This is a genomic window from Phaeobacter sp. SYSU ZJ3003, assembly GCF_041300735.1.
GTDB lineage: Bacteria > Pseudomonadota > Alphaproteobacteria > Rhodobacterales > Rhodobacteraceae > Phycobacter > Phycobacter gallaeciensis_A.
Window position 1 is genome coordinate 96385 of the sequence record NZ_PXNU01000032.1, and the last position, 26895, is coordinate 123279.

Consider the following 26895-nt stretch of genomic DNA (forward strand, 5'->3'; position numbering starts at 1 on the left):
ACGATCGCCTCCTATTCCGTGGCCAGTTCGCCAGCAGGCAAAGCCACGGCGTTCTGGACATCATATTGCAGGGTCATTGCCTCGCCCTTGTGGCTGTCAAAGGACTGGCCAAGGTTGGGCAGGGAGACCTTCAACTCCTTGCCGCCGTCGCCTTCCATGAAGATGTTGAAGACGTTGCCTTCGAATTCCTCGTTGGTGACAGTGGCGGTGACAAAGTGATCACCAGAGGCGCCCGCAGGCGCGAGGGCAAAGGCTTCGGGGCGGATGAACAGCATGGCATCGTCACCCGGCTGCATCTTGCCGTGATTGGCGGTGGAGATGCGGGCCAGCAGATCACCGGAGCGGTTGGTGCTGATCAGGGCCGTCTCGCCCGAGACCTGTTTCACCTTGCCGCGAAAGACATTGTTTTCCCCGACAAAGGAGGCGGCAAAGGCAGTGGCGGGGTCGTTGTAAACCGATTTCCCATCGCCGATCTGGTCGATAACGCCAGCGCGCATCACCGCGATATTGTCGGACATGGTCAGGGCCTCGCCCTGATCGTGGGTGATGTAGATGAAGGTGATGCCGACCCGCTTCTGGATCTCGCGCAGCTCGGTGCGCATGTGCTGGCGCAGTTTCAGGTCCAGAGCCGACAGCGGTTCATCGAGCAGCAGCACGTCCGGCTCGGCGCACAGGGCGCGGGCAATGGCAACCCGCTGGCGCTGGCCGCCGGACAGTTCCGAGGGCAGCTTATCCCCCTGCCCCGGCAGCGCGATCATGTCCAATAGCTCATCGGCGCGCTTGCGACGCTCGCGGGCGGAGGCGCCCTTGATCTCCATGGAGAAGGTGATGTTTTCCCAGACCTTCATCAGCGGAAACAGCGCCAGGTTCTGAAAGATCAGCGCGGTGGGGCGTTTGTTCGGGCCGATCCCCTTCATGTCCTTGCCACCGATCAGCACCCGGCCATCGCTGGGCTCCAAGAAGCCCGAGACCGCCCGCAGAATGGTGGTCTTACCGCATCCCGACGGTCCGAGGAAGGAGAAGAAATCGCCCCCGTTGATGTTCACATTCGCGTCGCGGACCGCGACGAAATCCCCAAATCGGATCCAGAGGTTCTCAAGATCTACACCGACCCCAGCACTCATATGGCCTCTCCTCAGATTGCACCCCTCCGGTCCGGTGGCAGACCACCGGTCGGCGCAGGATGCACCCGTTCAATTGTCATTGCGTCTTGCGCCATCTGGCGCGCGGCTGGCCCTCCGGATGCACCGGAAGGCCAGTTTTATCAGGCGCGGATCAGGCGCTCTTGAACTTGTTGACGAACTCGGTGCGCACGTCGGCGTACCAGGGCGCCTCGGCCGGCCAGGGATTCAGATTGGCCAGGCTGTCGCCGGGATAGGCTTCGGCGAAGTTCTTCTTGTAGGTGTCGCCCGAGTAGGCATCTGCGCCCAGAACCGGCGAGTTGTAGCCATGGCTGTCGATGGCCACGCCCGCGGGCTCCTTGCGGTAGGCGAACTCGATGAAGGCATAGATCTGTTCGATGTTCTGCGCGCCAACCGGCATCGACATGCCATCGACCCATGCCATCGCACCTTCGACCGGCGCCTGGTAATGCACCGGTTCGCCCGCGGATTTCAGCGCCAGCGGCGGGCCATCCCAGGTCTGACCAACCACGACGCCTTCGTTCAGCAGACCGTTCTTCTGGGTATCGGCATCGTTCCAGATCAGCTTGATCCGGTCCTTGCGCGCCACACACCAGTCGGTGATCTGGCCCCAGACCTTGCGCATGGTCTCTTCGTCTTCGTAGGCGGCCCAGACAGAACCCGGCTCCATCTCACCCGAAGCTTCCATGTACAGACCGGCGCCCAGCATCATCGAGTGTGCACGGCCCATGGTCTTGCCGGCGTTCTCTTCGCTCCAGACATCGCCATAGGAGGGCGCATCGCCCGCAGGCAGCCATTTGTCGGTACGGTAAGCGATACCTTCGGTGCCCCAGATATGCGGCAGCCAGTGCGAGCCCTTGCCGCCAAAGTTCCAGGCGTCGGTACCGATCTTGGCCATCGCCGGGTTCACCGCGTCGATGTTCACCTTGCTCATGTCAAAAGGTTGCAGCAGCTCCAGCGGGCCCCACTGCAGCGAGCGGTTGTTGGTGGGAGAGACGATATCGAACCCCTGCCCCTTGGTCGCCTTCATCTTGTTGATGATTTCCTCGTTCGAGCCGATACCGGTGTAATTCACCTTGATACCGGTTTCCGCCTCAAAGGCTTCGAGGAAGGAAGGCGGCAGATAATCCGACCACATCAGAATGTTGACTTCACCCGAAGAGGCCAGCGCGCTCTTGGAATAAAGCGGTGCGGCCAGCGCGGCTGCGCCTGCTGTCTTCAGCACGGAACGCCGGGTGACGGTGTGTTTTGCAGTCATTGTTTGGATACTCCCTATTGGATTATTGGTCGTGTTTTTATTTTCGTTGTCTCAAGTAACAAAAGCTTGCGGTTGGCCTGTCTCAGTCGACAGTGACAGTTTCAAAAATTGATAAGGCCAGAATGTCGCAGCGCGACGCCCAAATGGGTCCAGATTCGCCCAAAAGCCCCTGTTTATCTTGATCTTAATGCGCCGCATTGGAAATGTGGCCGCTAACACTTTGCGCGCCGCCCGGCGTTGCGTCAACGCCCATGCCCGAAGATTGAGCAGTCGGCGCGGCTTGATGCCCATCACAAAGACGTTCCGATCAGTGCAACGCCCCCCGCCATCAGAACAGCCGCTCCCAGACGGCGGATCCAGTTGCCCTCTTTCAGGAAAACGAATCCGATCAGCGCGGCAAAGATGACCGAGGTTTCACGCAGCGCCGAGACCGCCCCGAGGGGGGCAAAATTCTTGGCATAAAGAACCAGACCATAGGCTGTCATCGACACCAGACCGCCGCCGATCCCGATGATCCAGGTGCGCGGGCGCAGGGCTGCCAGAGTGTTCCGCTTGCGCAGCCCGATGAAACCGGCAACGAAGAGATGCAGAAAGGCGCCCCAGGCCCAGTAGCTGAGCGTATTGCCAGACAGGCGCACCCCCAGACCATCGGTCAGCGAATAGGCCGAAATACAAAACCCGGTACCAACGGCATAGCCAAGCGCCGCCCTCCCCACACCGTTTTCGACACCCGAGCGCAGCGCCTGCCAGCTGCTGAGCTGGATGCCCAGGGCGATCAGCGCAATACCGGCCCAGGCCTGCAGCGGCAGCACCTCCCCAGCAAAAATCATCGCCCAAAGCGCCACCAGCGCCGGAACAATGCCCCGGGCGATGGGATAGACGACGCTCAGATCGCCATGGGCATAGGCCCGCCCAAGCATGTAGAAATAGCCAAAATGTATCAGCGTGGAGGCCAGCACGTAGGGCATGCTTTCCGGCGCGGGCAAGGGCAGAAGCACCACCATCGCCGCGCCGGGGATCACATGACCCAACGCCACAAGCCCGAGCATTGTGGTACGGTCGGCGGCGGTTTTTACAATTGCGTTCCAGACCGCGTGCAGCATGGCGGCAGACAGGATGATAGATACGACGAATAGGGTCACGGCCGCAGGGCACCTTTCATGACAGGGGAATTCAGGGCATTTCCGGCGGCGATCACGGTCAGCCCGCCGGTTCCGGTGTCATGTCCTCGATCAGACGCGTCTCCAGCAGCTGCCCGTTGCGATAAAGCACCGGATAGGACACCGCCGCGATATGACTGTTGAACTCCCGCAGCGCCCGCAGCGTCTCCAGATGGATGTCCGAGGATTCAAAACTGTCCGCCACTCCGCGTTGCAGGCGCTTCAGGTGCCGTTTGCGGCTGTCGCGTTCCATCCGCTTGACCTCGGTCTTTTCCAGGTTGAGCAGTCGCGCACTTTCCAGATCGTCCGAGATCAGCACGTTCGAGGCCAGCCGCAGATTGGCCATGATGGCTTCATGCATGCGGGTGATTTCGCTCCAACCGTCGCTGGAGAACCGTAGGCCCTTACGGTTCAGATCCCCGGCCAGCGCCGCCAGCCGCGCGGCAGCAACATCGCCGGCTGTTTCCAAACGGATCGCGTATTCGACCATCTCCCGTGCAGTTTTCAGCTCGGCCCGGTCAAAGCTGTCCTCGGGGATGCCCGCCACATAGGAACGGATCCCGGACAGGCAGGCGTTGACCTCATGATCGAGCGCCTGAACTGCCTTGATCTGCGCGGCGTCACCACTGCGATACAGGTCGGGCAGCGGGCGGAACATCGCTTCGATCAGGCCGGACATGCGCAGCAGCTCACGCTTGAGGTCGGCCACCGCCTGCGCCGGGGAGGCATAATCGCCCGGCACCAGCGCGCTGACCGGACGGCCCGGCACCACATCCTCGGGGGCGGCTGGTTCAGGTAGCAGCCGGATCATCAGCCCCTGCATGGGACGGCACAGCGGCAAGGCCACGCAGAGGAGTGATGCGTTGAAGGCGAGATGCGCATATACCAGCGTCTGCCCGCCCTGCAGATCGCCCAACATCCCCTCGCGCAGGGCTTCGTTGGCGGCCACAAGGCAGATCACCGCCCAGCTGCCGCGCAGCCCGAGATTGGCAAAGGGGATCCGCCGGGCCTTGATCGCCATGCCCCGGCTCAGCCAGATCGGAATGAAGGCCGAGCCGAAGTTCGCCCCCAGCACCAGCGACAGACCGGCGGCAAAGGGCAGCGCTCCGATCTGTACCAGCGTGACGCACATCAGGATGGCCGCGACCGAAGAATGCATCACAAATGCCAGCGCCCCACCCACAAGGAAGGCAGTGATGTAGTCGCGCGCCAGATAGCCCGCGATGGCGGGCAGAAAGGCGCTGTCGCGGATCGGGTCCATCGCCTCGCGCAGGAACCGCAGAGAGATCAAGATAAAGGCAACGCCCAGCAAGATCCGCCCCAACTGGCGGGGTTTCTTGGCTTCGGTCTTCACGAACAGATAGCCACCGATGGCCAGCAAAACCGGCACCAGCCAATCCAGCCGGAACGACAGGATCTGAATGATCAGCGCCGAACCGAGATCGCCGCCCAGCACGATGGCCAGACCTGCCGGAAAGGCGAGATAACCACTGGCGGCAAATCCCGTCACCAATAGCGCCACCGCAGCCGAGCTTTGCAGCACCAGCGCCAAACCGATCCCGGACAGCCCGGCCTGCACCTGACTGTCGGCGCCGGTCAGCAGCCGTTGAAAAGAAGCGCCATAGCTGCGCTCGATGCCGGTGCGCACCATGCGCACGGCAAACAACAGCAGCATCGTCGCCCCGGCCAGGCTGATCAGAAAGGTCAGTATCGCCATGTCTGTCTTCGTACCTCAGTCTTCTTTTTCATTATCTGCCTGCTCAGCGATGACGGCGCTGATCCCCCAATCCGCCAGCGCCTTTGTCAATTTCTTCCCAGGCGGCAGGTCGGTCACGAGAAGGTCCAGTTCCTCCGGCGCCGGGCCGCGATGGGGGGCCGTCTTGCCGAATTTGGGATGCGCCAGCACCACGATCACCCGTTCAGCACCCTCTGCGGCCACCTGAACCAGCCGTGCCTCGGGGGCGTTCTGGTACAAAACTCCGTGTTTGGCCGACAGCGCATCCGCCGACAGAACCGCCACATCGAACGCAAACCGACCGGCCTGCTGCTCTGTCACCGGTCCGAAGGTGCCCCGTTCATCGCCCTGCATTTCGCCGCCCAGAACATGCACCCGGTTGCCATTGTGGTTCGACAGGACCTGCGCCACGCCGATGGAATTGGTCACCACCGTCAGCCCCACCTTCTGCCGCAACGCCTCCGCCACAAAGGCAGTGGTGGATCCGACATCCAGAAACACCGTCATGCCATCACCGATCTCCGCAGCCGCGGCCTCGGCGATGCGGAGCTTTTCTTCCGGGTTTTCACCGATGCGGCGAAAAAAACTGGCGCCTGCCTGCGCGCCTGTCAGATGCGCCCCGCCATGCACCCGTCCGATCAACCCCGCCTTGGCCAGCGCCTTAATCGTGCGACGCACGGTTTCTTCCGACACATCCAGCACCCGCGCCAGTTCAGCGTTACGCCCCGATCCGCCCAGATGGCGCAGGGCGTCCATCAGTTCGGCTTCGCGGCGTGATAAAGTCGGAGCAGTCGGCATGCTGGTCGGCCTCAATACCCAAGATGGAGCGCGTTTTAGACCTTAAAATGGCCAAAACCACAAGTTAAATCCACAAAAATCCACAAATATCGGTCAATAATCACATAATTGTGTGGTGCAGAAAAGGCTTTCCAAACCCCGAAGGGCGGGATTATCTGGCAAAAGACAGCCTGAAAAGAGACGCGCCATGGCCCAACCGGATCAACCCCGGAAGAATGTTCTGTTCATCCTCATCGACCAGCTGCGGGCCGATTGCCTGACCGGCGCCCTGGCCGAGCATGTGGAACTGCCGAATCTGCGCGCCTTCATGGAAACCGCCGTCACCTTCGAGCGCAATTACACGGTGGTGAACCCCTGCGGCCCTTCGCGCGCCTCGATCCTGACCGGGCAATACGCGATGAACCACCGCTCGGTCCGCAATGGCACGCCGCTGCGCCACGATGCGCCGACGCTGGCCGGAGAAATGCGCAAGGCAGGCTATCTGCCGATGCTGTTCGGCTATACCGACACCTCCCGCGATCCGCGTGTGCATCACCCGAACGACCCGGCGGTGCAGACCTATGAATACCACATGGCCGATTTCCACGAGATGTTGGAGATGCGGCTCGAAATGTCCTACCCGTGGCGCTCCCACCTGATGAACAAGGGCTACACCTTTGACGACTACTGGGATCTCTACAAACCCGTCTCGCCCACTGGTGGTGCGCCCCGCCTCAACGATCCGGCCCCCTACCGGGCCGAAGACAGCGACACTGCCTTTCTGACCGACCGGTTTCTGGCCACCATGCCCGCCTATGGCGATCAAAGCTGGTTCGCGCATCTGACCTATATCCGTCCGCACCCGCCGCTGGTGGCGCCTGCGCCCTATAACGATATGTACGATCCCGCTGCGCTGCCCCTGCCCAGCCGGCTGGCCGATGCAGAGGCCGAGCGCGCCTTGCATCCGTTTTTCGGCCCGGCCATCGATGCGGTGACGCCCGCCTCCACCGTGCTGGGCTTTCCCGATCTGGGCGCCGATGACGACGTGGTACAGACACTGCGCGCGATCTACCTGGGGCTGGCAAGCGAGGTGGACGCCCATATCGGACGGGTCCTGCAGTTCCTGAAGGACAGCGGCCAGGAGGACAACACCCTTGTCATCATAAGCGCCGACCATGGCGAGATGCTGGGAGACCGGCACAGTTGGGGCAAGTTCTCGGTCTATGACGCAGCCTATCAGACGCCCCTGATCGTGCGCCTGCCGGGCAATGGCGCGCGCGCTGGGAGCGGGGTGCAGGAGATCACCGAGTCGATCGACCTGACGCCCACCATTCTGGACTGGGTCGGACAGGAGATCCCAAATGCGATGGACGGCACCTCCCTGTTGCCGCTGCTGCGGGGTGAGGCACCTGCGGACTGGCGCCGTTACTCCTATTCCGAACTGGACTTCGCAGACCCCGCCACCACCGGCGCAGGCGCCTTTGGCATCCGGCCATCGGAGGCCTCTCTCGCGATCCTGCGCGATGAGCGGTTCACCCTGGTCGAGTTTGCGGCCGACCTGCCGCCCATCCTGTTTGATCACCAGGGCGCGGGGGAAATGGCGAATGTGGCCAGGGATCCCGCCCTGCAGGCGGATCTGGCGCGGCTGACCCGCACCATGCTGCGCCACCGGATGAAGAACGCCGACCACACGCTATCGCTGCACGAGATCACCACCGACGGGCCGCGCGCGCACCGGCGCCAGCGCCCCGGCGGTTGACGCTGCACGCCTCTATCGGGCAGAAGATTTTGCGAATTTAGCGATAACATCCCGGCGCCGCCCGGATGCCGCGATCTGACAGGGATGATGCCCATGACCGACCTCCGTGACACCGCCCTGAAACTGTTCTCTGCCGCCGTGGAACGCGCCGATCCAGCGCTCGCCCTGCGTCGCCAGATCACCGCGCATCCGCTGCCGCCCTGCCCCGAGGGCGGGCGCACCCTGATCCTCGCCGTGGGCAAGGCCGCTATCCCGATGATGCGCGAGGCGCTGGAGCATATTCCGCAGCCCCGGGCGGCCCTTGTGGTGACCAACCCGGAAAACATCTGCGATCTGCCCGGGGCGCGCGTGCTGGCGGGCAGCCATCCCGTCCCGGATGAGGCCAGCGCCGCAGCGGGCGCCGCGGTGATCGACTTTCTTGCGGACACCAGCCCGCAGGATCGGGTGATTGCCCTCATGTCGGGCGGAGGATCTGCCCTGATGGTGGCGCCTGCACCGGGTCTGACCCTCGCGGACAAGGCAGAGGTCGGGCGTCTGCTGCTCGCCTCGGGGCTTGAGATCAACGAGATGAACCTGGTCCGCCAGCAGCTGTCAGACCTGAAGGGCGGCGGGCTATTGCGCCATGCGGCACCCGCCCCGGTGACGGCCTATCTTCTGTCGGATGTCATCGGCGACGACCTGCGCGCCATCGCCTCGGGGCCGACGGTGTCCCCCATCGGCACCCGGAGTGACGCTCGCGCGGTGCTGGAGCGGGCGGGCATCTGGGAGGATTGCCCTGCAGCGGTACAGGCGCATCTGTCAGCCCCCGAAACGCCTGCCAATCTGCCAGAGGCTGAGAATATCCTGATCGGATCGAACCGGCATAGCCTAGCTGCCATGAAACAGGCGGCAGAGGGGTGGCAGGCAGAGATCGTCAGCGATCATCTGACCGGAGATGTGGCGGAAGCCGCCGAAACCGTGATCGCGGTCGCGCGCAACGCCGCAACTGACCTGCCCGTCGCGCTGATCCTTGGCGGGGAAACCACAGTGCGGCTGGCCGGTGACGGCTTGGGCGGGCGCAACCAAGAACTCGCGCTGCGGGTGGCGCAGTTGGGCGCCGCGCAGCTCACTGGCAACTGGCTGTTCCTCTCGGGCGGCACCGATGGGCGCGATGGACCGACCGATGCAGCAGGCGGCCTTGTCGGCCCCGGCACCTGGCAGGCCATCCGGGACGCCGGGCAGGACCCCGAGGCGCTTCTGGCCAATAACGACAGCTACGCCGCGCTCAAGTCCGCAGATGCATTGCTGATGACCGGCGGCACCGGCACCAATGTCGCCGATGTCCAGGTCTTCCTGCGCCTGCCCGATTAAGCCTCGGCCCAAAGGCCTAACGACGCCCTAGAGGTCGATCTTGTCCAGATCGTTCAGCAAGTCGAGCAGTGCCTCATAACGCTCCTCACCCATCTTGTTCCGGGTCCGGGCGGCCAGTTCCATGCTGGCACCGATATTGTCATCGATGATCTGCTCTCCTGCTGCGGTGATCGTGATCACCTGACGGCGCCGGTCGCTCTCGTCGCGGCTGCGGCTGATCAGCTGTTTTTCCTCAAGCTTTTGCAGAATGCGGGTCAGGCTAGGCAGCAGCAGGCAGGCCTCTTCCGAAATCTGGGTCGGGTCTGTAGGCCCGCTTTCCTGCACCACGCGCAGCACCCGCCACTGCTGTTCAGTGAGGTTCACGTCGCTCAGGAGCGCTCGAATCGGGCCCATGACCCGCTCACGCGCCCGCAACAAGGCAATCGGCAGCGAACGGTCGGTGGATGGCAGTGCTTTTGTCATGTGCGTTTATCACCTCAAAATCAGGCAAAACGCAATTGGAATGGACGATATCCCACACAGTTGACCACCGGCGCGGATTTTGTTACACATGTTAATGATCTAGGGAGGAGCACGGATCAATGCCTCATATCACGGTGGACTATTCCCCGAATGTCGCAGGCTATGCGGATATTGCCGGTCTGTGCAACCGGCTGCGCCTTGCGGCGGCGGACACCGGCGTGCTGCCCCTGGCCGGGATCCGGGTGCGCGCCTTTGCCGCGACCCATTTCTCGATTGCCGATGGCGATCCGCAGCACGGGTATGTGGACATTGCAGTCCGCCTGCGCGGCGGCCGCGATCTGGACACCCGCAAACGCGCCACGACGGAGATTTTTGAGGCCGCGCGGCGTTATCTGGAACCCGCCATGCAGGCCCACTCCCTCGCGCTGTCGTTTGAGATGCGCGACATCGACCCCGATCTTTCCCCCAAATGCGGCACCATCCGCGACCATATGAAGAAGGCAGAGCAGTGATGAGCGATCTGGCCAGCAATATCGAGAAACTCAGTGGCTATCTGGCGCGTTTCAAGGACACCGGTATCCAGAACCGCATCGACGGGCAGGACGTGACCGGATCCGGCGGTGTGTTCCAGTCGACCTCCCCGGTGGACAAGAGCGTGATCTGCGATGTGGCGCGCGGCTCTGAGGCCGACGTTGACCAAGCCGCTGCCGCTGCCAAGGCGGCTTTCCCCATCTGGCGCGACACGCCCGCCACCGAGCGGCGCAATATCCTCCTGCGCATTGCCGATGCAATCGAGGCCCGCGCCGAGGAAATCGCGCTCTGCGAATGCTGGGACACCGGCCAGGCCCTGCGGTTCATGTCCAAGGCCGCCCTGCGCGGGGCTGAGAACTTTCGCTATTTCGCCGATCAGGTGGTGCAGGCCCGCGATGGCCAGCACCTGAAATCACCGACCCTGATGAATATCACCACCCGCGTGCCGATTGGCCCGGTGGGGGTGATCACGCCTTGGAACACGCCCTTCATGCTGTCCACATGGAAGATCGCGCCGGCCTTGGCGGCGGGCTGCACCGTGGTCCACAAACCGGCCGAGGATTCGCCGCTGACCGCGCGCCTTCTGGTCGAGATCGCCGAGGAGGCAGGCCTGCCGCCGGGTGTCCTTAACACCGTCAACGGCTATGGCGAGGACGCGGGCAAGCGCCTGACCGAACATCCCGATATTAAGGCCATCGCCTTTGTTGGCGAAAGCCGCACCGGGAGCCTCATCACCAAACAGGGTGCCGACACGCTGAAGCGGGTGCATCTGGAGCTGGGCGGCAAGAACCCGGTCATCGTCTTTGACGACGCCGATCTGGACCGCGCGCTGGATGCGGTGATCTTCATGATCTATTCGATCAACGGCGAACGCTGCACCTCTTCCTCGCGTCTGTTGGTGCAGGACAGCATCCGCGACGAATTCGAGGCCAAGCTGGTGGAGCGCGTCAATCGCATCAAGGTGGGCCATCCGCTCGACCCCACCACCGAAATCGGTCCGCTGATCAGCAAGGAGCATTTCGACAAGGTGACCTCTTATTTTGACATCGCTCGCGCAGATGGCGCAACCGTCGCTGCGGGGGGTGAGACGGTGGGGGATGAGGGTTATTTCGTGCGCCCCACCCTGTTCACCGGCGCCGACAACCAGATGCGCATCGCGCGCGAGGAGATCTTTGGCCCGGTGCTGACCTCGATCCCGTTCAGCACTGAGGAAGAGGCGCTGGAGATCGCCAATGACACGCCCTACGGGCTGACCGGCTATGTCTGGACCAATGACCTGACGCGCGCGCTGCGCTTTACCGACCGGCTCGAAGCTGGGATGATCTGGGTGAACAGCGAAAACGTGCGCCACCTGCCGACGCCCTTTGGCGGGGTCAAGGCATCCGGCATCGGGCGCGATGGCGGCGACTGGAGTTTCGAGTTCTACATGGAGCAGAAACACATCGGCTTCGCCACTGGCCAGCACAAGATCGCGCGCCTCGGCGCCTGATCGCCCCTTCGGAAACGCGCGCAACCTTTCGGGAGGAGACCCATGGGAGAGATCGTTCTTGCCGCCAAGATGACCCACGTGCCCACCATGCTCATGTCCGAGCAGGAGGGCCCCATCAAAGGCACCCGCCAGCCCGCCATCGACGGGCACCGTGAGATCGCCCGCCGGGCCAAGGCGCTTGGCGCTGATACGGTGGTGATCTGCGACACCCATTGGGTGATCAACGCGGGCTTTCACATCAATGCCAACACACGGTTTGAGGGGCTTTTTACCTCGAACGAGTTCCCGCAGTTCATCCAGGATCTGCCTTACGGCTATGACGGCAACCCCGAGCTGGGTGATGCCATCGCGAAAGAAGCCTCGGACCGGGGCGCCTATACGCTGGCGCATCATCTGGACAGTCTGGAGCTGGAATACGGAACCCTTGTCCCGATGCGGTTCATGAGCCGCGAGCACGACATGAAAGTCGTCTCGGTCGCGGCCTGGGCCACGGTACATGGCCATGACGAAAGCCGTATTGTAGGTGAGGCGATCCGCGCCGCGGTCGAGGCCTCGGACAGCAAGGTGCTGCTGGTCGCCTCCGGGTCCTTGTCCCACAAGATCTGGGCCAACAAGGATTACGCCGCCAACAATGGCACCTTCACCATCAGTTCGGAGTTCAACCGACAGATGGACCTGCATGTGCTGGAGATGTGGAAGAATGGCGATCACGCGACCTTCCTGAAAATGCTCAGCGAATATGCGCAATTCTGCTGCGGCGAAGGCTCGATGCATGACACGGCGATGCTCTATGGCGCGCTGGGATGGGATGCCTATGATGGCAAATGCGAGGTGGTGACGCCCTATTTCCCCAGCTCCGGCACTGGCCAGACAAACGTGATTTTCCCGGTTTGAACGCCGGATCAACAAGGAGGCACAGATGCCCGTTCCCGCCCCCGTTCTATACCCGCCCTTCAACATCGTCCGCCTCAGCCATGTGGAATATGCGGTGACGGACCTTGCCGCCAGCCGCGCCTTTTACGTGGACACGCTGGGCCTTCAGGTGACGCATGAGGACGACACCCGTATCTATCTGCGCGCGATGGAGGAACGCGGCCACCACTGCATCGTTCTGGTGCAGGCAGACAGCGCATCAGTGGCGGTTCTGGGGTTCAAGCTGTTTGACGAGCCGGATCTGGACAAGGCTGCGGATTTCTTTGCCGCCAAGGGGCTGCCAGTCGAATGGGTGGAGCGCCCGCATATGGGCCGCACATTGCGCACCCGCGATCCCTGGGGCATCCCGCTGGAGTTCTACGTCAAGATGGACCGGCTGGAGCCGATCCACCAGAAATACAGGCTCTATAACGGGGTAAAACCGCTCCGCATCGACCATTTCAACATGTTCTCGGCCGACGTGGACACCAGCGTTGCCTTCTACAACGAGATCGGTTTCCGCGTCACCGAATACACCGAGGATGACGACAGCGGGAAGGTCTGGGCCGCCTGGATGCACCGCAAGGGCGGCGTGCATGACGTGGCCTTTACCAACGGACTGGGACCGCGCCTGCACCACACGGCCTTTTGGGTGCCGAACCCGCTGGCCATCATCGATCTGTTGGATCTGATGGCGACCACCGGTTACGTGGACAATATCGAGCGCGGCCCCGGACGGCACGGGATCTCCAACGCGTTTTTCCTGTATGTGCGCGACCCGGACGGGCACCGGATCGAGATTTACTGCTCGGATTACCAGACTTGCGATCCCGACCTTGAGCCGATCAAATGGTTGCTCACGGATCCGCAGCGCCAGACCCTTTGGGGGGCGCCAGCGCCGCGCAGCTGGTTCGAGGAAGGGTCAAGTTTTGAAGGGGTAGAGCCACAGCCCAGCGCCCTGACCGCGCAGCCGATCATTGCACCGTAGAACAACATCAGGACAGCGACTGACCTTGGGGAGGCGAGAAGCGCCTTCCCAGGGGGAAGGTCAGGCGCGGTCCGGGCCAAGGCCCGTACATTGGAGCTTAACTTATGAAATGGGATGAATTCTCAGACTGGGGCCGCAAGGTCGCCGACTGGGCACAGGACTATCACCTGACCGTGGGCGAAAAACCCGTGCGCGCCCGCACCGAGCCGGGCGACGTTCTGAACGCCCTGCCAAGCCGCCCGCCCGAAAGCGGCGAAGGTATGGAAGAGATATTTGCCGATTTCGAAGAGATCGTGATGCCCGGCATCACCCATTGGCAGCACCCGCGCTTCTTTGCCTATTTCACCTCGAATGCCGCGGCGCCCTCGGTGCTGGCGGAATTCCTGGTCTCGGCCATCGCACCGCAATGCATGCTGTGGCAGACCTCTCCGGCGGCGACCGAGATGGAAACCCGGATGATGGATTGGCTGCGTCAGGCGCTGGACCTGCCCGAGCCGTATCAAGGCGTCATTCAGGACAGCGCCTCTTCGGCCACCCTGGCGGCGGTGCTAACCATGCGGGAAAAGGCGCTGAATTGGAAAGGCAACGAAGAAGGCCTGTTCAGCCAGAAGCCTCTGCGCGTCTATTGCTCCTCCGAAGTGCATACCTCGATCGACCGCGCGATTTGGGTCGCGGGCATCGGCCAGCAGAACCTAGTGCGGGTGCCGATCAAGGGTGATTGGCGCGGTATGGATCCCGCAGCGCTGGAGGCGGCGATCAAGGCCGACATCGCCGCAGGATTGCAGCCGACAGGGGTGATCCTCTGCGTCGGCGGCACCGGCACCGGCGCCACCGATCCCGTCGACAAGGTAATGGATGTGGCCGAGAAATACGGCCTATATACCCATGTGGATGCGGCCTGGGCGGGATCAGCGATGATCTGCCCCGAATATCGCCACTACTGGCCCGGCATTGATCGCGCCGACAGCATCGTCTTCAACCCGCACAAATGGCTCGGGGCGCAGTTCGATTGCTCGGCCCATTTCCTGAAGAACCCCGACGATCTGGTGCAGACGCTGGCGATCAGCCCCGAGTATCTGAAGACCCACGGCAAGGACGGCATCATCAACTATTCCGAATGGTCGGTACCACTGGGCCGCCGCTTCCGGGCGCTGAAGATCTGGTTCCTGATCCGCACCTATGGCCTTGAGGGGCTTCGGGAGAGACTTCGCAACCATGTGAACTGGTCGGTGCAACTGCATGACAAGCTCGCCGCGACGCCGGATTTCGAGATCGTGACCCCGCCCATGTGGTCGCTCTGGACCTTCCGCTATGCACCCAAGGGAGCCAAGGATCTTGATGCGCTGAACCTTTCGCTGGTCAATGCCATCAATGACGACGGGCGGATCTACCTGACGCAGACCCGCGTCGATGGCGATCTGGTGATCCGCTTCCAGGCGGGTCAGTTCGAAACCACGGAAAGCGACGTGATGATGGCCCATGATGTCATCACCGAAATCGCCGCCAGCCTGATGAGAGGAGCCGATTGATGCGATTTGCCACCTATAGCGCCAATGGCGAGACTTATTACGGCGCTGTCACGGACGAGGGCATGGCTGCCCTGTCGCCCGGGTTCCCACATTGGCCGACCCTGCGCGATGTGATCGCCGCCGATGGGCTGCATGATCTGGCAGTGGCTGCCAAAGGTCACCCGGTGACCCACCCGAATGGCACATTCACCTACCAGATCCCCGTGCCCAACCCGGAGAAAATCATCTGCGTCGGGGTGAACTTCCCTGACCGCAATGCCGAATACAAGGACGGCCAGGAAGCGCCGCCGAACATGTCCCTGTTCATCCGCTTCCCGCGCTCTTTCAGCGGGCAAGGCCAGCCGCTGATCCGTCCGCCGGAAACACCGCAGCTGGACTATGAAGGCGAGATCGCGATTGTCATCGGCAAGGGTGGGCGCCGCATCAAGGCCGAGAACGCCTATGACCATATCGCCGCCGTGACCCTTTGCAACGAGGGCACCCTGCGCGACTGGGTGCGCCATGCAAAATTCAACGTGACCCAAGGCAAGAACTGGGACAACTCCGGCGCCATGGGGCCGTGGCTGGTGCCGTTCACCTCCGCGGCGCAGCTGGATGATGTACGTCTCACAACTCATGTGAATGGAGAGCTGCGCCAGGACGACCGTACCAGCCGGATGCTGTTCCCGATCCGCCGCCAGATCGAATATATCTCGACCTTCACCACGCTGGTGCCCGGCGATGTGATCGTGACCGGCACCCCCACCGGCGCGGGCGCGCGGTACGATCCGCCCCGGTTCCTCAAACCCGGTGACGTGATCGAAGTGGAGGCCGAAGGTATCGGCACGCTCACCAACACGGTAGAGGACGAAGCATGACCCCCGACCAGCACGCAGAGGCCGCCGCGCGCCTGCTGACAGCCGAAGAAACCGGCCAGCAATGCGGGCTACTGTCCCTCGCCTATCCCGGCATGACGCTGGAAGATGCCTACGCCGTGCAAAAGGCGCTGGTAGCGCAAAAGCTGGCGCAGGGGCGCAAGAAGATCGGCTGGAAGATCGGCCTCACCAGCCGCGCCATGCAGCAGGCGCTGAACATCACCACCCCCGACAGCGGCGTACTGCTGGATGACATGGCCTTTGAGACAGGCAGCACCGTGCCCGCCGGACGGTTCATCCAGCCGCGCGTCGAGGCCGAGATCGCCTTTGTAATGAAAGCGCCCCTTGCAGGTGCTGACTGCACGCATGAGGACGTGATTGCCGCAACGGACTATGTGGCGCCCTCGCTTGAGATCCTCGACACGCGCATCCTGCGCGCCGATCCCGCCACCGGGCAGGCGCGTATCATCACCGACACCATCAGCGACAATGCCGCCAATGCGGGCGTGGTTCTGGGCGAGACGCGTCACGACATCGACGCGCATGATCTGCGCTGGGTCGGTGCCATCGCCACCCGCAACGGCACGGTCGAGGAAACCGGCCTTGGTGCCGGGGTGCTGAACGATCCCGTCACCTCGGTCCTGTGGCTGGCGCGCCGCATGGCGGAATATGGACAACAGATCGAAGCCGGGGATATCGTCCTCTCGGGGTCGTTCATCCGGCCCATCGAATGCCCGCCGGGCAGCGAGATCACCGCCGATTTTGGCCCCTTTGGCCAAGTCGCCATTTCATTCGCCTGACCGCCCCAATTTGACCAAAGAGGTTTTCCATGCCCGCACCCAAGAACAGCTTCAAACAGGCCCTCGCCGAGGGCAAACGCCAGATCGGTTGCTGGATGAGCTTTGCCGAACCCTCCGTGGCCGAGATCATGGGCACCTGCGGCTTTGACTGGCTGGTGGTGGATGGCGAACACGCGCCCAACGACATCCGCTCGATCCGGGACCAGCTGATGGCGCTTGAAGCCTCGGACAGCCATCCGGTGGTGCGCGTCCCGATTGGCGAAACTTGGATCATCAAACAGGTGTTGGATGCGGGCGCCCAAACCGTTCTGGTGCCCATCGTCGAAAGCGCCGAACAGGCCGAGGAATTGGTGCGCGCTTGCAAGTACCCGCCCCATGGCACACGCGGTGTCGGCGCTGCAGGGGCGCGGGCCAGCCGGTTCGGATCGGTCAGCGAATACATCCAGACCGCAGATCAGGAGATATGCCTGCTGGTGCAGGTGGAAAACCGCGCTGGGATCGCCGCGCTGGATGACATCCTACAGGTCGAAGGCATCGACGGTGTCTTTATCGGCCCGGCAGATCTGTCGACCGACATGGGCCACCAGGGCAATGCCGCCCACCCCGAAGTGCGCGCGGTGATCGCGGGCGCGCTGGAACATATCCGCGCTGCAGGCAAGGCGCCCGGCATCCTTGGCGTCACCGAAGAGGCGACACAGGCCTATTTCGACATGGGCGCACAGTTCCTTGCGGTGGGTCTGGATGTGCTGATCCTGGCCCAGAACGCCCGCAAGCTGGCCGCCGACTGGAAGGCGCGCTAAGCCTCAATTGCCTCCCTATCAGTCCCATTGGCGCAGAGGTTCTTCATTCGCAGGCCCGCAGTGGTTTCCCCGCTGCGGGCCTGCTACGTATTTCCCTGCAATTGACCGGTTTTACCTTCCGCCAGTAGCCTGCAATCACAGGAGCGAGAGCGCGCCAGGACCAAGGGAAAACCCCGAAAGAGACCGGCGCGACATCAGGGAGGACAACTATGAAACGCGCTATTCTTGCGGGTATGGTGTCGGCGCTTGCCTTGGCTTCGGCCGCAGCAGCAGACATCAAGATCGCCCATATCTACGGCAAAACCGGCCCTTATGAGGCCTACGCCAAACAGTCCCATGACGGGCTGATGCTGGGGCTGGAATACGCCACCGGCGGCACCATGGAGATCAACGGCGAAAAGATCGTCGTGATCGAAAAGGACACCCAGCTGAAGCCGGAAAACGGCAAGGCCCTCCTGGAAGAGGCCTACGGCGATGACGAAGTCGATCTGGCCATCGGTCCGGTCAGCTCGGGCGTGGCATTGGCCATGCTGCCGGTTGCCGAGGAATACGAAAAGCTGCTGATCGTGGAACCCGCCGTGGCCGACAGCATCACCGGCGCCAACTGGAACCGCTATATCTTCCGCACCGGGCGCAACTCGTCGCAGGACGCGGTCTCCAACGCCATCGCACTGGCCGGTGAAGACACCCATATCGCCACGCTGGCGCAGGACTATGCCTTTGGCCGCGATGGCATCGCCGCCTTCAAGGAAGCGCTGGAAAGCGTCGGAAGCGACGTTGCGCACGAAGAATACGTGCCCACCGACACCACCGACTTCACTGCAGCCGCCGAGCGGATCTTCAACGCGATGAAGGATCTGGACGGCAAGAAAAAGCTGTTCGTGATCTGGGCCGGTGGCGGCAACCCGATGAGCAAGATCAACGCCATGGACCCCAGCCGGTTCGGCATTGAAATGGCAACGGGCGGCAACATCCTGGCGGCGATGAAGGCCTACAAGGAATTCCCCGGCATGGAAGGCGCGACCTACTACTACTATGAGATCCCGCAGAACCCGGTGAACGACTGGCTGGTGAAAGAGCACGAAGCCCGCTTTGGCGCACCACCGGATTTCTTCACCGCAGGTGGCATGACCGCCGGTATCGCCGCGGTCGAGGCCATCAAGAAGGCCGGTTCGACCGACACCGAAGAGTTGATCACCGCGATGGAAGGCATGGAATGGGAAACCCCCAAGGGCACCATGATGTTCCGCGCCGAAGATCACCAGGCTCTGCAGCCCATGTATCACTTCAAGATCAAGGTCGAAGACGGCGTTGAATGGGCGGTCCCGGAACTGGTGCGCGAGCTGAGCATCGACGAGCTGCCGATCCCAATCCGCAACCAGTAACCCTTCAGAACCAGCGGTCCGGGGCGCCATGCCCCGGACCGCCTTTTGTCCGGCCTGGCCATCCATGGCCCATTTCCGCAGCCCCGGTGCCCGTTGTTTCAGGCCCCCCGGCGCGGGCAGACCAGAGACTGACATGACTTCCTCTCCCATATTGAGTACCCGTGATCTGACGGTCCGATTTGGCGGCCACGTGGCTGTCGATGCGGTGACCTGCGATTTTCATCCCGGGCAGCTGACTGCGATTGTCGGCCCCAACGGCGCGGGCAAGACGACCTATTTCAACCTGATTTCAGGCCAGATCCCTGCCAGCGCCGGGCGCGTCTTCCTGCATGACCGCGATATCAGCGGCCAGTCGGTCTCTGCCCGCACCCGCGCCGGGATCGGCCGGGCCTTTCAGCTGACCAATCTGTTTCCCAACCTGTCGGTTCTGGAAAACGTGCGTCTGGTGGTGCAGGCCAAATCGGGCCGCAGCTTCAACCTCTGGTCCATGGTCTCGCGCCACGGCGATCTAACCGCCGAGGCCGAGGCGATCCTGCAGCGCGTGCGCCTGCTGGAACAGCGCGAACAGGTGGTTTCAGAGCTGTCCCACGGCAATCAGCGTAAACTGGAAGTCGCGCTGCTGATCGCGCTCGATCCCGCTGTCTATATGTTCGATGAACCCACCGCAGGCATGAGCGTTGATGAGGCTCCGGTGGTGCTGGACCTGATCGAGGAACTGAAAGACCAACGGAACCGCACGATCTTGCTGGTCGAACACAAGATGGACGTGATCCGCACCCTCGCCGACCGCATCATCGTTTTGCACAACGGCGCCCTCGCCGCTGATGGTCCCCCGGCCGAGGTTATGGCCTCGGATGTGGTGCAGGAGGCCTATATGGGCCGGGGCCTCGAAGGAGTACTGGCCGATGTCTGATCCTATCCTGAAACTCGAAGGCGTCTATACCAACATCGCGCAATATCACATCCTGCAAGGGGTGGATCTGCAGGTGCCGCGCGCTGCCGTGACCATGCTTCTGGGCCGCAACGGGGTCGGTAAGACCACCACCCTGCGCACCATCATCGGCCACTGGCGCGCCCATAAGGGCCGCATCCTGTTCGATGGCGAGGACATCACCAAACTGCCCACCCCGGCAATTGCCCGCTTGGGGCTGGGCTTCGTGCCTGAGGACATGGGAATCTTCGCTGATCTCACGGTCGAGGAAAACATGGTGCTGGCCGCCGTCTCCGGCCCGATCAACTCGGCCCGGCTCGACTGGATCTTTGCCGCCTTCCCGCCGCTCAAGACCTTCTGGAAATCCGAGGCCGGGAACCTGTCGGGCGGGCAAAAACAGATGCTGTCGATTGCCCGCGCCATGGTCGAGGAACGCAAGCTTTACCTCATCGACGAGCCGACCAAGGGTCTGGCGCCCGCCATCATCTCGACCATGGCACGCGCCCTCAAGGATCTGAAGGATCAAGGCGCCTCGGTGCTGTTGGTGGAACAGAACTTTGCCGTCGCCAAGGCGCTGGGAGACAGTGCCAATGTGATGGACGACGGGCGGATGACCTGGTCCGGCGAAATGCAGGAGCTGGCAACCGATGCGGCCCTGCAGGAACGCCTGATGGGCCTCAGTCTGGAGGCACATTGATGACTGTCCTGACGCCAATCCGCCCTGCACAGCAGATAAACCTATCGGGAGGCCAGCCATGAGCGCCGCACCTGAACACGCCCCCAAGATGGCCGACGTTTCACTGCGCGACCGTATCGCACCGCATATGCCAGTCCTGCTGGTGCCGCTGATCGCCATCGCCGGGTTCCTCGCCATCCAGAACCCCTCAAGCTGGCTGACACTGACGGTGTCGGGTCTGGCCATGGGGATGATGATTTTCATCATGGCCTCGGGCCTGACGCTGGTCTTTGGCCTGATGGATGTGATCAATTTCGGCCATGGTGCCTTTGTCTCGGTCGGGGCCTTTGTCGGCATTTCGGTGCTGCTGCTCCTTGGGCATATGACCGAGGCGCCCTCGCTGCTATTGAACCTTACGGCGCTGCTGGTGGCGGTGCTGGGCGCCATGATTGCCACTGGCATCATGGGCTGGGCCTTTGAAAAGGTGATCGTGGAGCCGGTCTACGGCCACCACCTGAAACAGATCCTTGTCACCATGGGCGGGCTGATCGTTGTGGAACAGCTGATCGTCGTGCTCTGGGGCCCCGAGGAAATCTACATCCTGCGTCCCGAGGCGCTGAAAGGCGCGATCACCTTTGCCGGGGCCGCGATCGAGAAATACCGTCTGGTCGCCGTTGGTGTGGGCCTTGCGGTGTTCCTCGCCATGCGCTGGGTGCTGCGACGGACCAAGATCGGCCTGATCGTGCGGGCCGGGGTCGAGAATGGCGAGATGGTACAGGCGCTCGGCTACCGGCTGCGGCTGGTCTTTGTCGGCGTCTTCATCGCCGGGTCCGCGCTCGCGGGTCTGGGCGGCGTGATGTGGGGCCTCTACCAAGAGGTCGTCACCGCCCATATGGGCAATCAGGCGATGATCCTGATCTTCATCGTGGTGATCATCGGTGGGCTTGGCTCGGTCGAGGGCTGTTTCATCGGCGCCCTGCTGGTCGGGCTTTTGCAGAATTACATCGCCTTCATCGAACCCAAGGCGGCGCTGATTTCCAATATCGCCCTGATGGTCACCATCCTGATGTGGCGCCCGATGGGCATGATCCCGGTGGTAAAAGCAAAATGATACGTACCCTTCTTTCGGGCGATATGCCCCGCTCCGTGCCGCTGGCGCTTATTCTTGGTGTGATCCTTGTCTGCCTGGCGCTGGCGCCCTTCCTCTTTCCCGGCGTGCGCACGGTGGATACGGCAGCACGCATCTGCATCTTCATTGTGTTGGTCGCCAGCTACGACCTGCTGCTCGGCTATGGCGGTATCGTCAGCTTCGCCCATACGATGTTCTTTGGTATCGGCGCCTACGGGGTAGCGCTGGCCTCGACCCATCTGGGGCGCGGCTTTGACTCCATCGCCATCGGCGCCATCGCCGGAGCAGGCGTTGCAGCGCTTCTGGCGCTGGTGATCGGCCTGTTCTCCCTGCGGGTGCGGGCGATCTTCTTTGCCATGATCACGCTGGCGGTGGCTTCGGCTGTCGCGGTGCTGGTCAGCCAGCTCTCGGGCCTGACCGGCGGCGAAGACGGGCTGACCTTCAAGACCCCGCGCGAACTTGGTCCGGCCTTCAAATTCGGCAAGGAAGCCTTCGACGGCCAGCTGTTCGGAGTAAAGCTGAACGGCAAGCTCCTGGCCTATTACTTCGTTTTCATTGGCGCGCTGGTGCTGTTCCTCGGCCTGTTGCGGGTGGTGAACTCACCCTTTGGCCGTGTCCTGCAGGCAATCCGCGAAAACGATTTCCGGGCCGAGGCAATCGGCTACAAGGTGGTTTACTACCGGGTAGCGGCCACCTGCCTCTCGGCAGCAGCAGCTGCCCTCGCTGGCGCGCTCTATGCCGTCTGGCTGCGCTACGTGGGGCCGGACACCTCACTGTCGATGGAGATCATGATCGATATCCTGCTGATGGTAGTGATCGGCGGCATGGGAACCATGTATGGCGCAGTCGTTGGCGCAACGCTCTTCGTGCTGGCACAGAACTATCTGCAAAACCTGATGGGCGCCGCGTCCGAGCTGACCAGCGCTCTGCCTCTGCTACCGGACCTGCTCAATGCGGACCGCTGGCTGTTGTGGCTGGGCGTCCTGTTCATCCTCAGCGTCTATTTCTTCCCGACCGGTATCGTAGGCCGCCTGCGCAACAGCGGATAGGGTCCCCGGGTCAAGGGCGGCGCAGCCGCCGCACCACAGGTGCGGTTCACCCTTGACGCGGATACATACCCAATAATCGATCTGGCGTCTTGAGAGGCAGAATAGCCCCTCAAGGCGCCTCTCAGCAAATCCCTGCGCCGCGCAAGCGGCGCCAGACCCAACCAACAGAGAAGGATCTTCGATCCGGCGATGGTGGGCGGGAGCCCACGGCTCGCCCGCCTGACCTCAGGCACCGCTATCGAGACATTCGGGGCTAGACAGACAAACAGGGCGCCAAGAGAGAGCGGCACCCTGTTCAAAAAACTGCGCAAATATCAGCCCGGCACCGTCAACGCCGCCAACCACCAATCCCAAGGTAGGGATGCAATGTCCGACCTCTGCCAAAGGGGGGGCAGGATGGCGGGCCGGACGGGACTGGTTGTCAGCGACGTCAGGGACAGTGCAGGATCTCAAGACCCCGCGGGAATAAGTAAACCTTACCGTATTTCGGAGGCTGCGCCTATCTGCCCGAAGGGGCAAACAGCCGGGCCATTTTTGCGTTAACCTAGCCAAAAGGATAGATGTTGCTGCTGGTACGCGGCAACGCGCTGTGGACCGGGGGCTGGGGGCTGATACGTTGCGGGCCGGTCCGCCTCTCACCACAGCCACCACAGGAGGTGCCCCCCTCCGGACAGCCGCTCTCTCTCGGCGCCGCTCAGAATGCGCTAGTTGCGCACCGGCAGTTTGCGCACTGCGCGGGTCGGGGCGGTTTTCTTGAAACGCTGCTCCAGCTCTTCGACAGGGTAGCCGAGGAAGCTGCAGGTGCAGATCTGCACGTGACTGTGACCATCATAAAGATGCATGTGGCCTTTGGCACGCTTCATGTAGAATCCCTTGGCCTGCAGGGCGCTGCGCAGCTCGGACCAGCTGGTCGCATCATCGAAAATCGGACACAGCGATATACGCAGCTGGATCATCATCTCGGTGTCCAGGCGGCTTTGATCGCAGGCGCTGGACCAGGCAGTCTGGGCCATGGCTGCATCGCCGGTCGTCACGGTTTCACGTTCAAAATCATGGGAGTACATGGCAGCGTTCCTCGTTTTCTCTGGCCCTTACCAGCATGGTCTTGTTTGTGACCACAATGGGGCGGCTGCCGGATGCAAATGGGGCCACTTCTTGCGAAATGGCCCCAGTTTTATTTGGTTTTTAGAGCAAGTTGCGCTGCAACTCAGCCCTTTTTCAGAACCTCACGGCCCAGGAGTTCGGCAATCTGCACCGCGTTCAGCGCTGCGCCTTTGCGCAGGTTGTCACTGACGCACCACAGGTTCAGACCATTGTCGATGGTGCTGTCCTGACGGATCCGGCTGATGAAGGTGGCATAGTCGCCAACACATTCGACCGGGGTCACGTAGCCACCGTCTTCGCGCTTGTCGATCACCATGATGCCCGGCGCTTCGCGCAGGATGTCGCGCGCTTCGTCTTCGTCCAGATGGTCTTCGAACTCGACGTTCAGCGCTTCGGAGTGCCCAACAAAGACCGGCACGCGCACACAGGTCGCGGTGACCTTGATGGCGGGATCGACGATCTTCTTGGTCTCGGCGACCATCTTCCACTCTTCCTTGGTCGACCCGTCTTCCATGAAGACGTCGATATGCGGAATGACGTTGAAGGCGATCTGCTTGGGGTAAACCTTCGGCGGCACATCCTGAGTCGGATTGTAGACGGCCTTGGTCTGGTCCCACAGCTCATCAATCGCTTCCTTGCCCGAACCGGACACCGACTGATAGGTGCTGACGATCACGCGCTTGATCTTGGCGCGGTCGTGCAGCGGCTTCAGCGCGACGACCATCTGCGCGGTCGAACAGTTCGGGTTGGCGATGATGTTTTTCTTGGAATAGCCGTGCACCGCCTCGGGATTCACCTCGGGCACGATCAGCGGGATGTCCGGATCGTAACGGTACAACGAGGAGTTATCGATCACCACGCAACCCGCAGCCGCCGCCTTGGGCGCATACTTCTTGGTCGCGTCCGAGCCGATGGCGAACAGCGCCATGTCCCAGCCGGTGAAATCGAAGGTGTCCAGATCCTGGGTAGTGAGGGTTTTGTCGCCAAATGTCACTTCGGTTCCCAGGGATTTGCGGCTTGCCAGAACGGCAACCTCATCCACCGGAAACTGGCGCTCGGCCAGAATGTTCAGCATTTCGCGGCCCACGTTACCCGTGGCGCCCGCGATAACGACGCGATAACCCATATTAGTTTCTCCAGTTTTGCCCGGCCTCGTGGCCGGCTGCGGTGTCATATAGGGATTGCGCCAGAATTTAAAGGGCCACCATCACACCATCACCATCAATCCAGGCTATCACGGCTGAACAGATAGATCACACAGCCAAGGAGCAGGGAGGCCGCGAAAAACCCAAACAGGGCAATGTACGGCGCTGCAGGATCGCTCCCTTGCGCCATCTCTGCGTGAATGCGGCCGCTGGCAAATTGCATCAGCCCAACGCCACCGATGCCGAAAAAGTTCAAGAGCGTGACTCCGCGCCCCACCAGATGCGCAGGCACGAAGGCCCGGCCATGGGCGATCACCACCGGGAAGGAGGCCCCGAAGAAGCCGATCCCCGCCATCAGTGCGACTGGCACCCAGACCGGCGCGCCGGTCAGCACAATCAGGGCCACAAGGCCAAGAACCACCGCCATGCTGCCGCCCCAGATCACCCATTTGCGCGTGCTCAGCATCCGGTCCAATGGCCCGTAGACAAAGGTGCCGAGGATCATCGCCACACCCATGATCAGGGTGATCAGCCCGATCTGACCGGTCTCCATCCCGTAGACATCGGAAAAATAGGGACCGATCCACAATCCCCGGATCGCAGCTACCGGTGCGTAACTGACCAGCATGATGGGAAAAATCGTCCAGAGCACCGGCATTTTCAAAAGGTCGAGCACCGAGCCTTTGACCTCTGTATGGCTCTTTGGCGGGTCCTTGACCGTCAGCCAGATCCCCGCCGCCACGCTGGCAGAAACGGCGGCCAGCCCGACCAGCGTCGCGCGCCAGCCGACCAGCTCTACTGCCAGCGCCGTGGGATAAGAGGCCACCAGATTGCCAACTGATCCAACCCCAAGCATCAGCGCCGCCAGAGTCGCAAACCGCACCGGCGGATAGGTCTGTGCAAAGATGAAATAGGAGGCCATCAGAACTGGCGAACAGCCGATCCCGATCAGGAACATCGCGACCGCAATGTGAAACGGCCCGCTTGCCAGGGCGAACACAAGCGCGCCGCCCCCACCACCCAGCAACAGCAAAACCGCTGCGCTACGTCTGGGGCCGATATGGTCCAGCGCCCAGCCGACGGGCAACTGCATCGCCGCGAAGGCCAGGAACCACATCCCCGATGCAAAGGCGAGATCGTCCGGTTTCACCCCAAGATCAGTGCCCAGTACCCCTGTGAGAACCGCCAGAAAAGCTCGGAAAAACTGGCTCAGCACATAGGCCAGGCACAGCAGAATCAATCCCGCCTGCATTCATATCCCCCCGATGCTTCTGTTGCGCGGCTCATGCCCGTCGCAAGAGGAGCATTAAATTACGCTGGTGTAACTTGCATGTTTGCCAGATCACTACAATTCCTTTGGAGACCGATATCCCTCGGAACGATTGGAACGGCCAAGGATGCGATGACACGGCAGGACAGGTTTTATGAACAGCTCCCCAAACACGGAGCCTTCTCGGCCCTGGCCCGTCCAGAGGTCTTTGTCCCGCTACCGCAGCACTGGGTGGTATGCTGCACCGACATCGTAGCCTCTACCGACCTGATTGCCGCCGGGGAATACAAGACCGTCAACATGGTGGGCGCCTCGGTCATTGCCGCCATGATGAACACACTCGGCGATACCGCCTTTCCCTATAGTTTCGGTGGCGACGGGGCATCCTTTGCGGTCGCTCCTGAGCACGCGGGCACCGCGCGCGAAACTCTGGCGCGGCTGCGGGATTGGGTCAGAGATGAATTCGGCATCACCCTGCGGGCGGCACAGATGCCGATCGAACGGATCCGCGCCGAGGGGTTGAACGTGACCGTTGCCCGCTATGCAGTGTCCGAGGATGCAGATTACGCGATGTTCTCGGGCGGGGGTCTGGCCTGGGGTCGTGTCTCGGAGTTGGTGGAAATTTGAAGGCGGCGTAATCTCCGGGTGAACATCCACCCA

25 protein-coding genes are annotated in these 26895 nt (G+C 62.2%); 16 read left to right on the forward strand and 9 right to left on the reverse strand.

The genetic code is table 11. The annotated features are described in order from the left end of the window. Positions 1 to 11 precede the first annotated feature (11 nt). The 5 genes from C6W91_RS13125 to C6W91_RS13145 form a co-directional block, all read right to left on the reverse strand. Positions 12 to 1124, reverse strand: coding sequence for an ABC transporter ATP-binding protein (locus C6W91_RS13125; RefSeq protein WP_065271600.1), 1113 nt, complete (start codon positions 1122 to 1124; stop codon positions 12 to 14). A 151-nt stretch (positions 1125 to 1275) separates the two neighbouring features. Then, a complete protein-coding gene (locus C6W91_RS13130; RefSeq protein WP_065271601.1) occupies positions 1276 to 2400 on the reverse strand; it encodes an extracellular solute-binding protein in 1125 nt (374 codons plus the stop codon). Between the two features lie 290 nt (positions 2401 to 2690). Beyond that, positions 2691 to 3542, reverse strand: coding sequence for a DMT family transporter (locus tag C6W91_RS13135; protein ID WP_274839991.1), 852 nt, complete (start codon positions 3540 to 3542; stop codon positions 2691 to 2693). Positions 3543 to 3600: 58 nt separating this feature from the next. Further along, positions 3601 to 5277 carry a Na/Pi cotransporter family protein gene (locus C6W91_RS13140; RefSeq protein WP_274839992.1) on the reverse strand — a complete coding sequence of 559 codons (1677 nt, stop codon included), beginning with the start codon at positions 5275 to 5277 and terminating at the stop codon, positions 3601 to 3603. Positions 5278 to 5292: 15 nt separating this feature from the next. Next, a complete protein-coding gene (locus tag C6W91_RS13145) occupies positions 5293 to 6093 on the reverse strand; it encodes a DeoR/GlpR family DNA-binding transcription regulator (RefSeq protein ID WP_065271604.1) in 801 nt (266 codons plus the stop codon). 187 nt (positions 6094 to 6280) lie between these two features. Here C6W91_RS13145 and C6W91_RS13150 point away from each other — a divergent pair, with 187 nt between their 5' ends. Then, the gene (locus C6W91_RS13150; protein WP_065271605.1) at positions 6281 to 7831 is read left to right on the forward strand and encodes a sulfatase-like hydrolase/transferase; all 1551 of its coding nucleotides are present in this window, start codon (positions 6281 to 6283) and stop codon (positions 7829 to 7831) included. Positions 7832 to 7924: 93 nt separating this feature from the next. Beyond that, complete coding sequence (locus C6W91_RS13155) at positions 7925 to 9181, forward strand: glycerate kinase (protein ID WP_065273601.1); 1257 nt, start codon at positions 7925 to 7927, stop codon at positions 9179 to 9181. A 27-nt stretch (positions 9182 to 9208) separates the two neighbouring features. On the opposite strand, the gene hpaR is transcribed toward C6W91_RS13155, so the two are convergent. Next, a complete protein-coding gene (gene hpaR / locus C6W91_RS13160) occupies positions 9209 to 9643 on the reverse strand; it encodes a homoprotocatechuate degradation operon regulator HpaR (RefSeq protein WP_065271606.1) in 435 nt (144 codons plus the stop codon). Positions 9644 to 9762: 119 nt separating this feature from the next. On the opposite strand from hpaR, the gene C6W91_RS13165 reads away from it, so the two are divergent. The 13 genes from C6W91_RS13165 to C6W91_RS13225 all read left to right on the forward strand — a co-directional run bounded on the left by C6W91_RS13165 (position 9763) and on the right by C6W91_RS13225 (position 22716). After that, a complete protein-coding gene (locus C6W91_RS13165) occupies positions 9763 to 10155 on the forward strand; it encodes a 5-carboxymethyl-2-hydroxymuconate Delta-isomerase (protein WP_065271607.1) in 393 nt (130 codons plus the stop codon). Then, complete coding sequence (gene hpaE, locus C6W91_RS13170) at positions 10155 to 11663, forward strand: 5-carboxymethyl-2-hydroxymuconate semialdehyde dehydrogenase (protein ID WP_065271608.1); 1509 nt, start codon at positions 10155 to 10157, stop codon at positions 11661 to 11663. Before C6W91_RS13165 ends, hpaE begins: the two co-directional genes overlap by 1 nt. 42 nt (positions 11664 to 11705) lie before the next feature. Then, positions 11706 to 12557: a 3,4-dihydroxyphenylacetate 2,3-dioxygenase gene (gene hpaD / locus C6W91_RS13175; RefSeq protein WP_065271609.1), complete on the forward strand. Its 852-nt coding sequence runs from the start codon at positions 11706 to 11708 to the stop codon at positions 12555 to 12557. Between the two features lie 25 nt (positions 12558 to 12582). Beyond that, entirely contained in the window at positions 12583 to 13563 is a 981-nt protein-coding gene (gene hpaD / locus C6W91_RS13180) for a 3,4-dihydroxyphenylacetate 2,3-dioxygenase (RefSeq protein ID WP_065271610.1), read from the forward strand. Positions 13564 to 13667: 104 nt separating this feature from the next. After that, positions 13668 to 15092 carry a pyridoxal-dependent decarboxylase gene (locus tag C6W91_RS13185; RefSeq protein ID WP_065271611.1) on the forward strand — a complete coding sequence of 475 codons (1425 nt, stop codon included), beginning with the start codon at positions 13668 to 13670 and terminating at the stop codon, positions 15090 to 15092. Further along, entirely contained in the window at positions 15092 to 15949 is an 858-nt protein-coding gene (locus tag C6W91_RS13190; RefSeq protein WP_065271612.1) for a fumarylacetoacetate hydrolase family protein, read from the forward strand. The genes C6W91_RS13185 and C6W91_RS13190 overlap by 1 nt, the downstream gene beginning before the upstream one ends. Beyond that, positions 15946 to 16746, forward strand: coding sequence for a 2-oxo-hept-4-ene-1,7-dioate hydratase (gene hpaH, locus C6W91_RS13195; RefSeq protein ID WP_065271613.1), 801 nt, complete (start codon positions 15946 to 15948; stop codon positions 16744 to 16746). Before C6W91_RS13190 ends, hpaH begins: the two co-directional genes overlap by 4 nt. Before the next feature lie 29 nt (positions 16747 to 16775). Then, positions 16776 to 17546: an HpcH/HpaI aldolase/citrate lyase family protein gene (locus C6W91_RS13200; RefSeq protein WP_065271614.1), complete on the forward strand. Its 771-nt coding sequence runs from the start codon at positions 16776 to 16778 to the stop codon at positions 17544 to 17546. Positions 17547 to 17755: 209 nt separating this feature from the next. Next, a complete protein-coding gene (locus tag C6W91_RS13205; protein WP_274833292.1) occupies positions 17756 to 18931 on the forward strand; it encodes a substrate-binding domain-containing protein in 1176 nt (391 codons plus the stop codon). Between the two features lie 133 nt (positions 18932 to 19064). Then, entirely contained in the window at positions 19065 to 19844 is a 780-nt protein-coding gene (locus tag C6W91_RS13210; RefSeq protein ID WP_065271616.1) for an ABC transporter ATP-binding protein, read from the forward strand. Continuing rightward, positions 19837 to 20559: an ABC transporter ATP-binding protein gene (locus C6W91_RS13215; protein ID WP_065271617.1), complete on the forward strand. Its 723-nt coding sequence runs from the start codon at positions 19837 to 19839 to the stop codon at positions 20557 to 20559. The genes C6W91_RS13210 and C6W91_RS13215 overlap by 8 nt, the downstream gene beginning before the upstream one ends. 58 nt (positions 20560 to 20617) lie before the next feature. Beyond that, the gene (locus C6W91_RS13220; RefSeq protein WP_065271618.1) at positions 20618 to 21649 is read left to right on the forward strand and encodes a branched-chain amino acid ABC transporter permease; all 1032 of its coding nucleotides are present in this window, start codon (positions 20618 to 20620) and stop codon (positions 21647 to 21649) included. Further along, on the forward strand, positions 21646 to 22716 hold the full coding sequence (locus C6W91_RS13225) for a branched-chain amino acid ABC transporter permease (RefSeq protein WP_065271619.1): 1071 nt from the start codon (positions 21646 to 21648) through the stop codon (positions 22714 to 22716). Before C6W91_RS13220 ends, C6W91_RS13225 begins: the two co-directional genes overlap by 4 nt. A 704-nt stretch (positions 22717 to 23420) precedes the next feature. Here C6W91_RS13225 and C6W91_RS13230 read toward each other — a convergent pair. From C6W91_RS13230 to C6W91_RS13240, 3 genes are all read right to left on the reverse strand, one after another. After that, positions 23421 to 23780 (reverse strand): aspartate-semialdehyde dehydrogenase, encoded by a 360-nt coding sequence (locus C6W91_RS13230; RefSeq protein WP_065271620.1) that lies wholly within the window; start codon positions 23778 to 23780, stop codon positions 23421 to 23423. 143 nt (positions 23781 to 23923) lie between these two features. Beyond that, positions 23924 to 24946, reverse strand: a complete 1023-nt coding sequence (locus C6W91_RS13235) for an aspartate-semialdehyde dehydrogenase (RefSeq protein ID WP_065271621.1) — start codon at positions 24944 to 24946, stop codon at positions 23924 to 23926. 95 nt (positions 24947 to 25041) lie between these two features. Further along, positions 25042 to 26217: an MFS transporter gene (locus C6W91_RS13240; protein WP_065271622.1), complete on the reverse strand. Its 1176-nt coding sequence runs from the start codon at positions 26215 to 26217 to the stop codon at positions 25042 to 25044. 150 nt (positions 26218 to 26367) lie between these two features. Between C6W91_RS13240 and C6W91_RS13245 the strand changes: the two genes are divergently transcribed. After that, positions 26368 to 26862, forward strand: a complete 495-nt coding sequence (locus C6W91_RS13245) for a DUF3095 family protein (RefSeq protein ID WP_370570917.1) — start codon at positions 26368 to 26370, stop codon at positions 26860 to 26862. The last annotated feature ends 33 nt before the right edge of the window (positions 26863 to 26895 follow it).

Coding starts and splice junctions, on each gene's coding strand:
- C6W91_RS13165 (WP_065271607.1), top strand. CDS start 9,763: ATGCCTCATATCACGGTGGACTATTCCCCGAATGTCGCAGGCTATGCG.
- C6W91_RS13155 (WP_065273601.1), top strand. CDS start 7,925: ATGACCGACCTCCGTGACACCGCCCTGAAACTGTTCTCTGCCGCCGTG.
- C6W91_RS13225 (WP_065271619.1), top strand. CDS start 21,646: ATGATACGTACCCTTCTTTCGGGCGATATGCCCCGCTCCGTGCCGCTG.
- C6W91_RS13125 (WP_065271600.1), bottom strand. CDS start 1,124: ATGAGTGCTGGGGTCGGTGTAGATCTTGAGAACCTCTGGATCCGATTT.
- C6W91_RS13235 (WP_065271621.1), bottom strand. CDS start 24,946: ATGGGTTATCGCGTCGTTATCGCGGGCGCCACGGGTAACGTGGGCCGC.
- C6W91_RS13190 (WP_065271612.1), top strand. CDS start 15,092: ATGCGATTTGCCACCTATAGCGCCAATGGCGAGACTTATTACGGCGCT.
- C6W91_RS13215 (WP_065271617.1), top strand. CDS start 19,837: ATGTCTGATCCTATCCTGAAACTCGAAGGCGTCTATACCAACATCGCG.
- C6W91_RS13210 (WP_065271616.1), top strand. CDS start 19,065: ATGACTTCCTCTCCCATATTGAGTACCCGTGATCTGACGGTCCGATTT.
- C6W91_RS13185 (WP_065271611.1), top strand. CDS start 13,668: ATGAAATGGGATGAATTCTCAGACTGGGGCCGCAAGGTCGCCGACTGG.
- C6W91_RS13205 (WP_274833292.1), top strand. CDS start 17,756: ATGAAACGCGCTATTCTTGCGGGTATGGTGTCGGCGCTTGCCTTGGCT.
- hpaD (WP_065271609.1), top strand. CDS start 11,706: ATGGGAGAGATCGTTCTTGCCGCCAAGATGACCCACGTGCCCACCATG.
- C6W91_RS13150 (WP_065271605.1), top strand. CDS start 6,281: ATGGCCCAACCGGATCAACCCCGGAAGAATGTTCTGTTCATCCTCATC.
- C6W91_RS13130 (WP_065271601.1), bottom strand. CDS start 2,400: ATGACTGCAAAACACACCGTCACCCGGCGTTCCGTGCTGAAGACAGCA.
- C6W91_RS13230 (WP_065271620.1), bottom strand. CDS start 23,780: ATGTACTCCCATGATTTTGAACGTGAAACCGTGACGACCGGCGATGCA.
- C6W91_RS13220 (WP_065271618.1), top strand. CDS start 20,618: ATGAGCGCCGCACCTGAACACGCCCCCAAGATGGCCGACGTTTCACTG.
- C6W91_RS13200 (WP_065271614.1), top strand. CDS start 16,776: ATGCCCGCACCCAAGAACAGCTTCAAACAGGCCCTCGCCGAGGGCAAA.
- hpaE (WP_065271608.1), top strand. CDS start 10,155: ATGAGCGATCTGGCCAGCAATATCGAGAAACTCAGTGGCTATCTGGCG.
- C6W91_RS13145 (WP_065271604.1), bottom strand. CDS start 6,093: ATGCCGACTGCTCCGACTTTATCACGCCGCGAAGCCGAACTGATGGAC.
- hpaR (WP_065271606.1), bottom strand. CDS start 9,643: ATGACAAAAGCACTGCCATCCACCGACCGTTCGCTGCCGATTGCCTTG.
- C6W91_RS13140 (WP_274839992.1), bottom strand. CDS start 5,277: ATGGCGATACTGACCTTTCTGATCAGCCTGGCCGGGGCGACGATGCTG.
- C6W91_RS13245 (WP_370570917.1), top strand. CDS start 26,368: ATGACACGGCAGGACAGGTTTTATGAACAGCTCCCCAAACACGGAGCC.
- hpaH (WP_065271613.1), top strand. CDS start 15,946: ATGACCCCCGACCAGCACGCAGAGGCCGCCGCGCGCCTGCTGACAGCC.
- C6W91_RS13240 (WP_065271622.1), bottom strand. CDS start 26,217: ATGCAGGCGGGATTGATTCTGCTGTGCCTGGCCTATGTGCTGAGCCAG.
- hpaD (WP_065271610.1), top strand. CDS start 12,583: ATGCCCGTTCCCGCCCCCGTTCTATACCCGCCCTTCAACATCGTCCGC.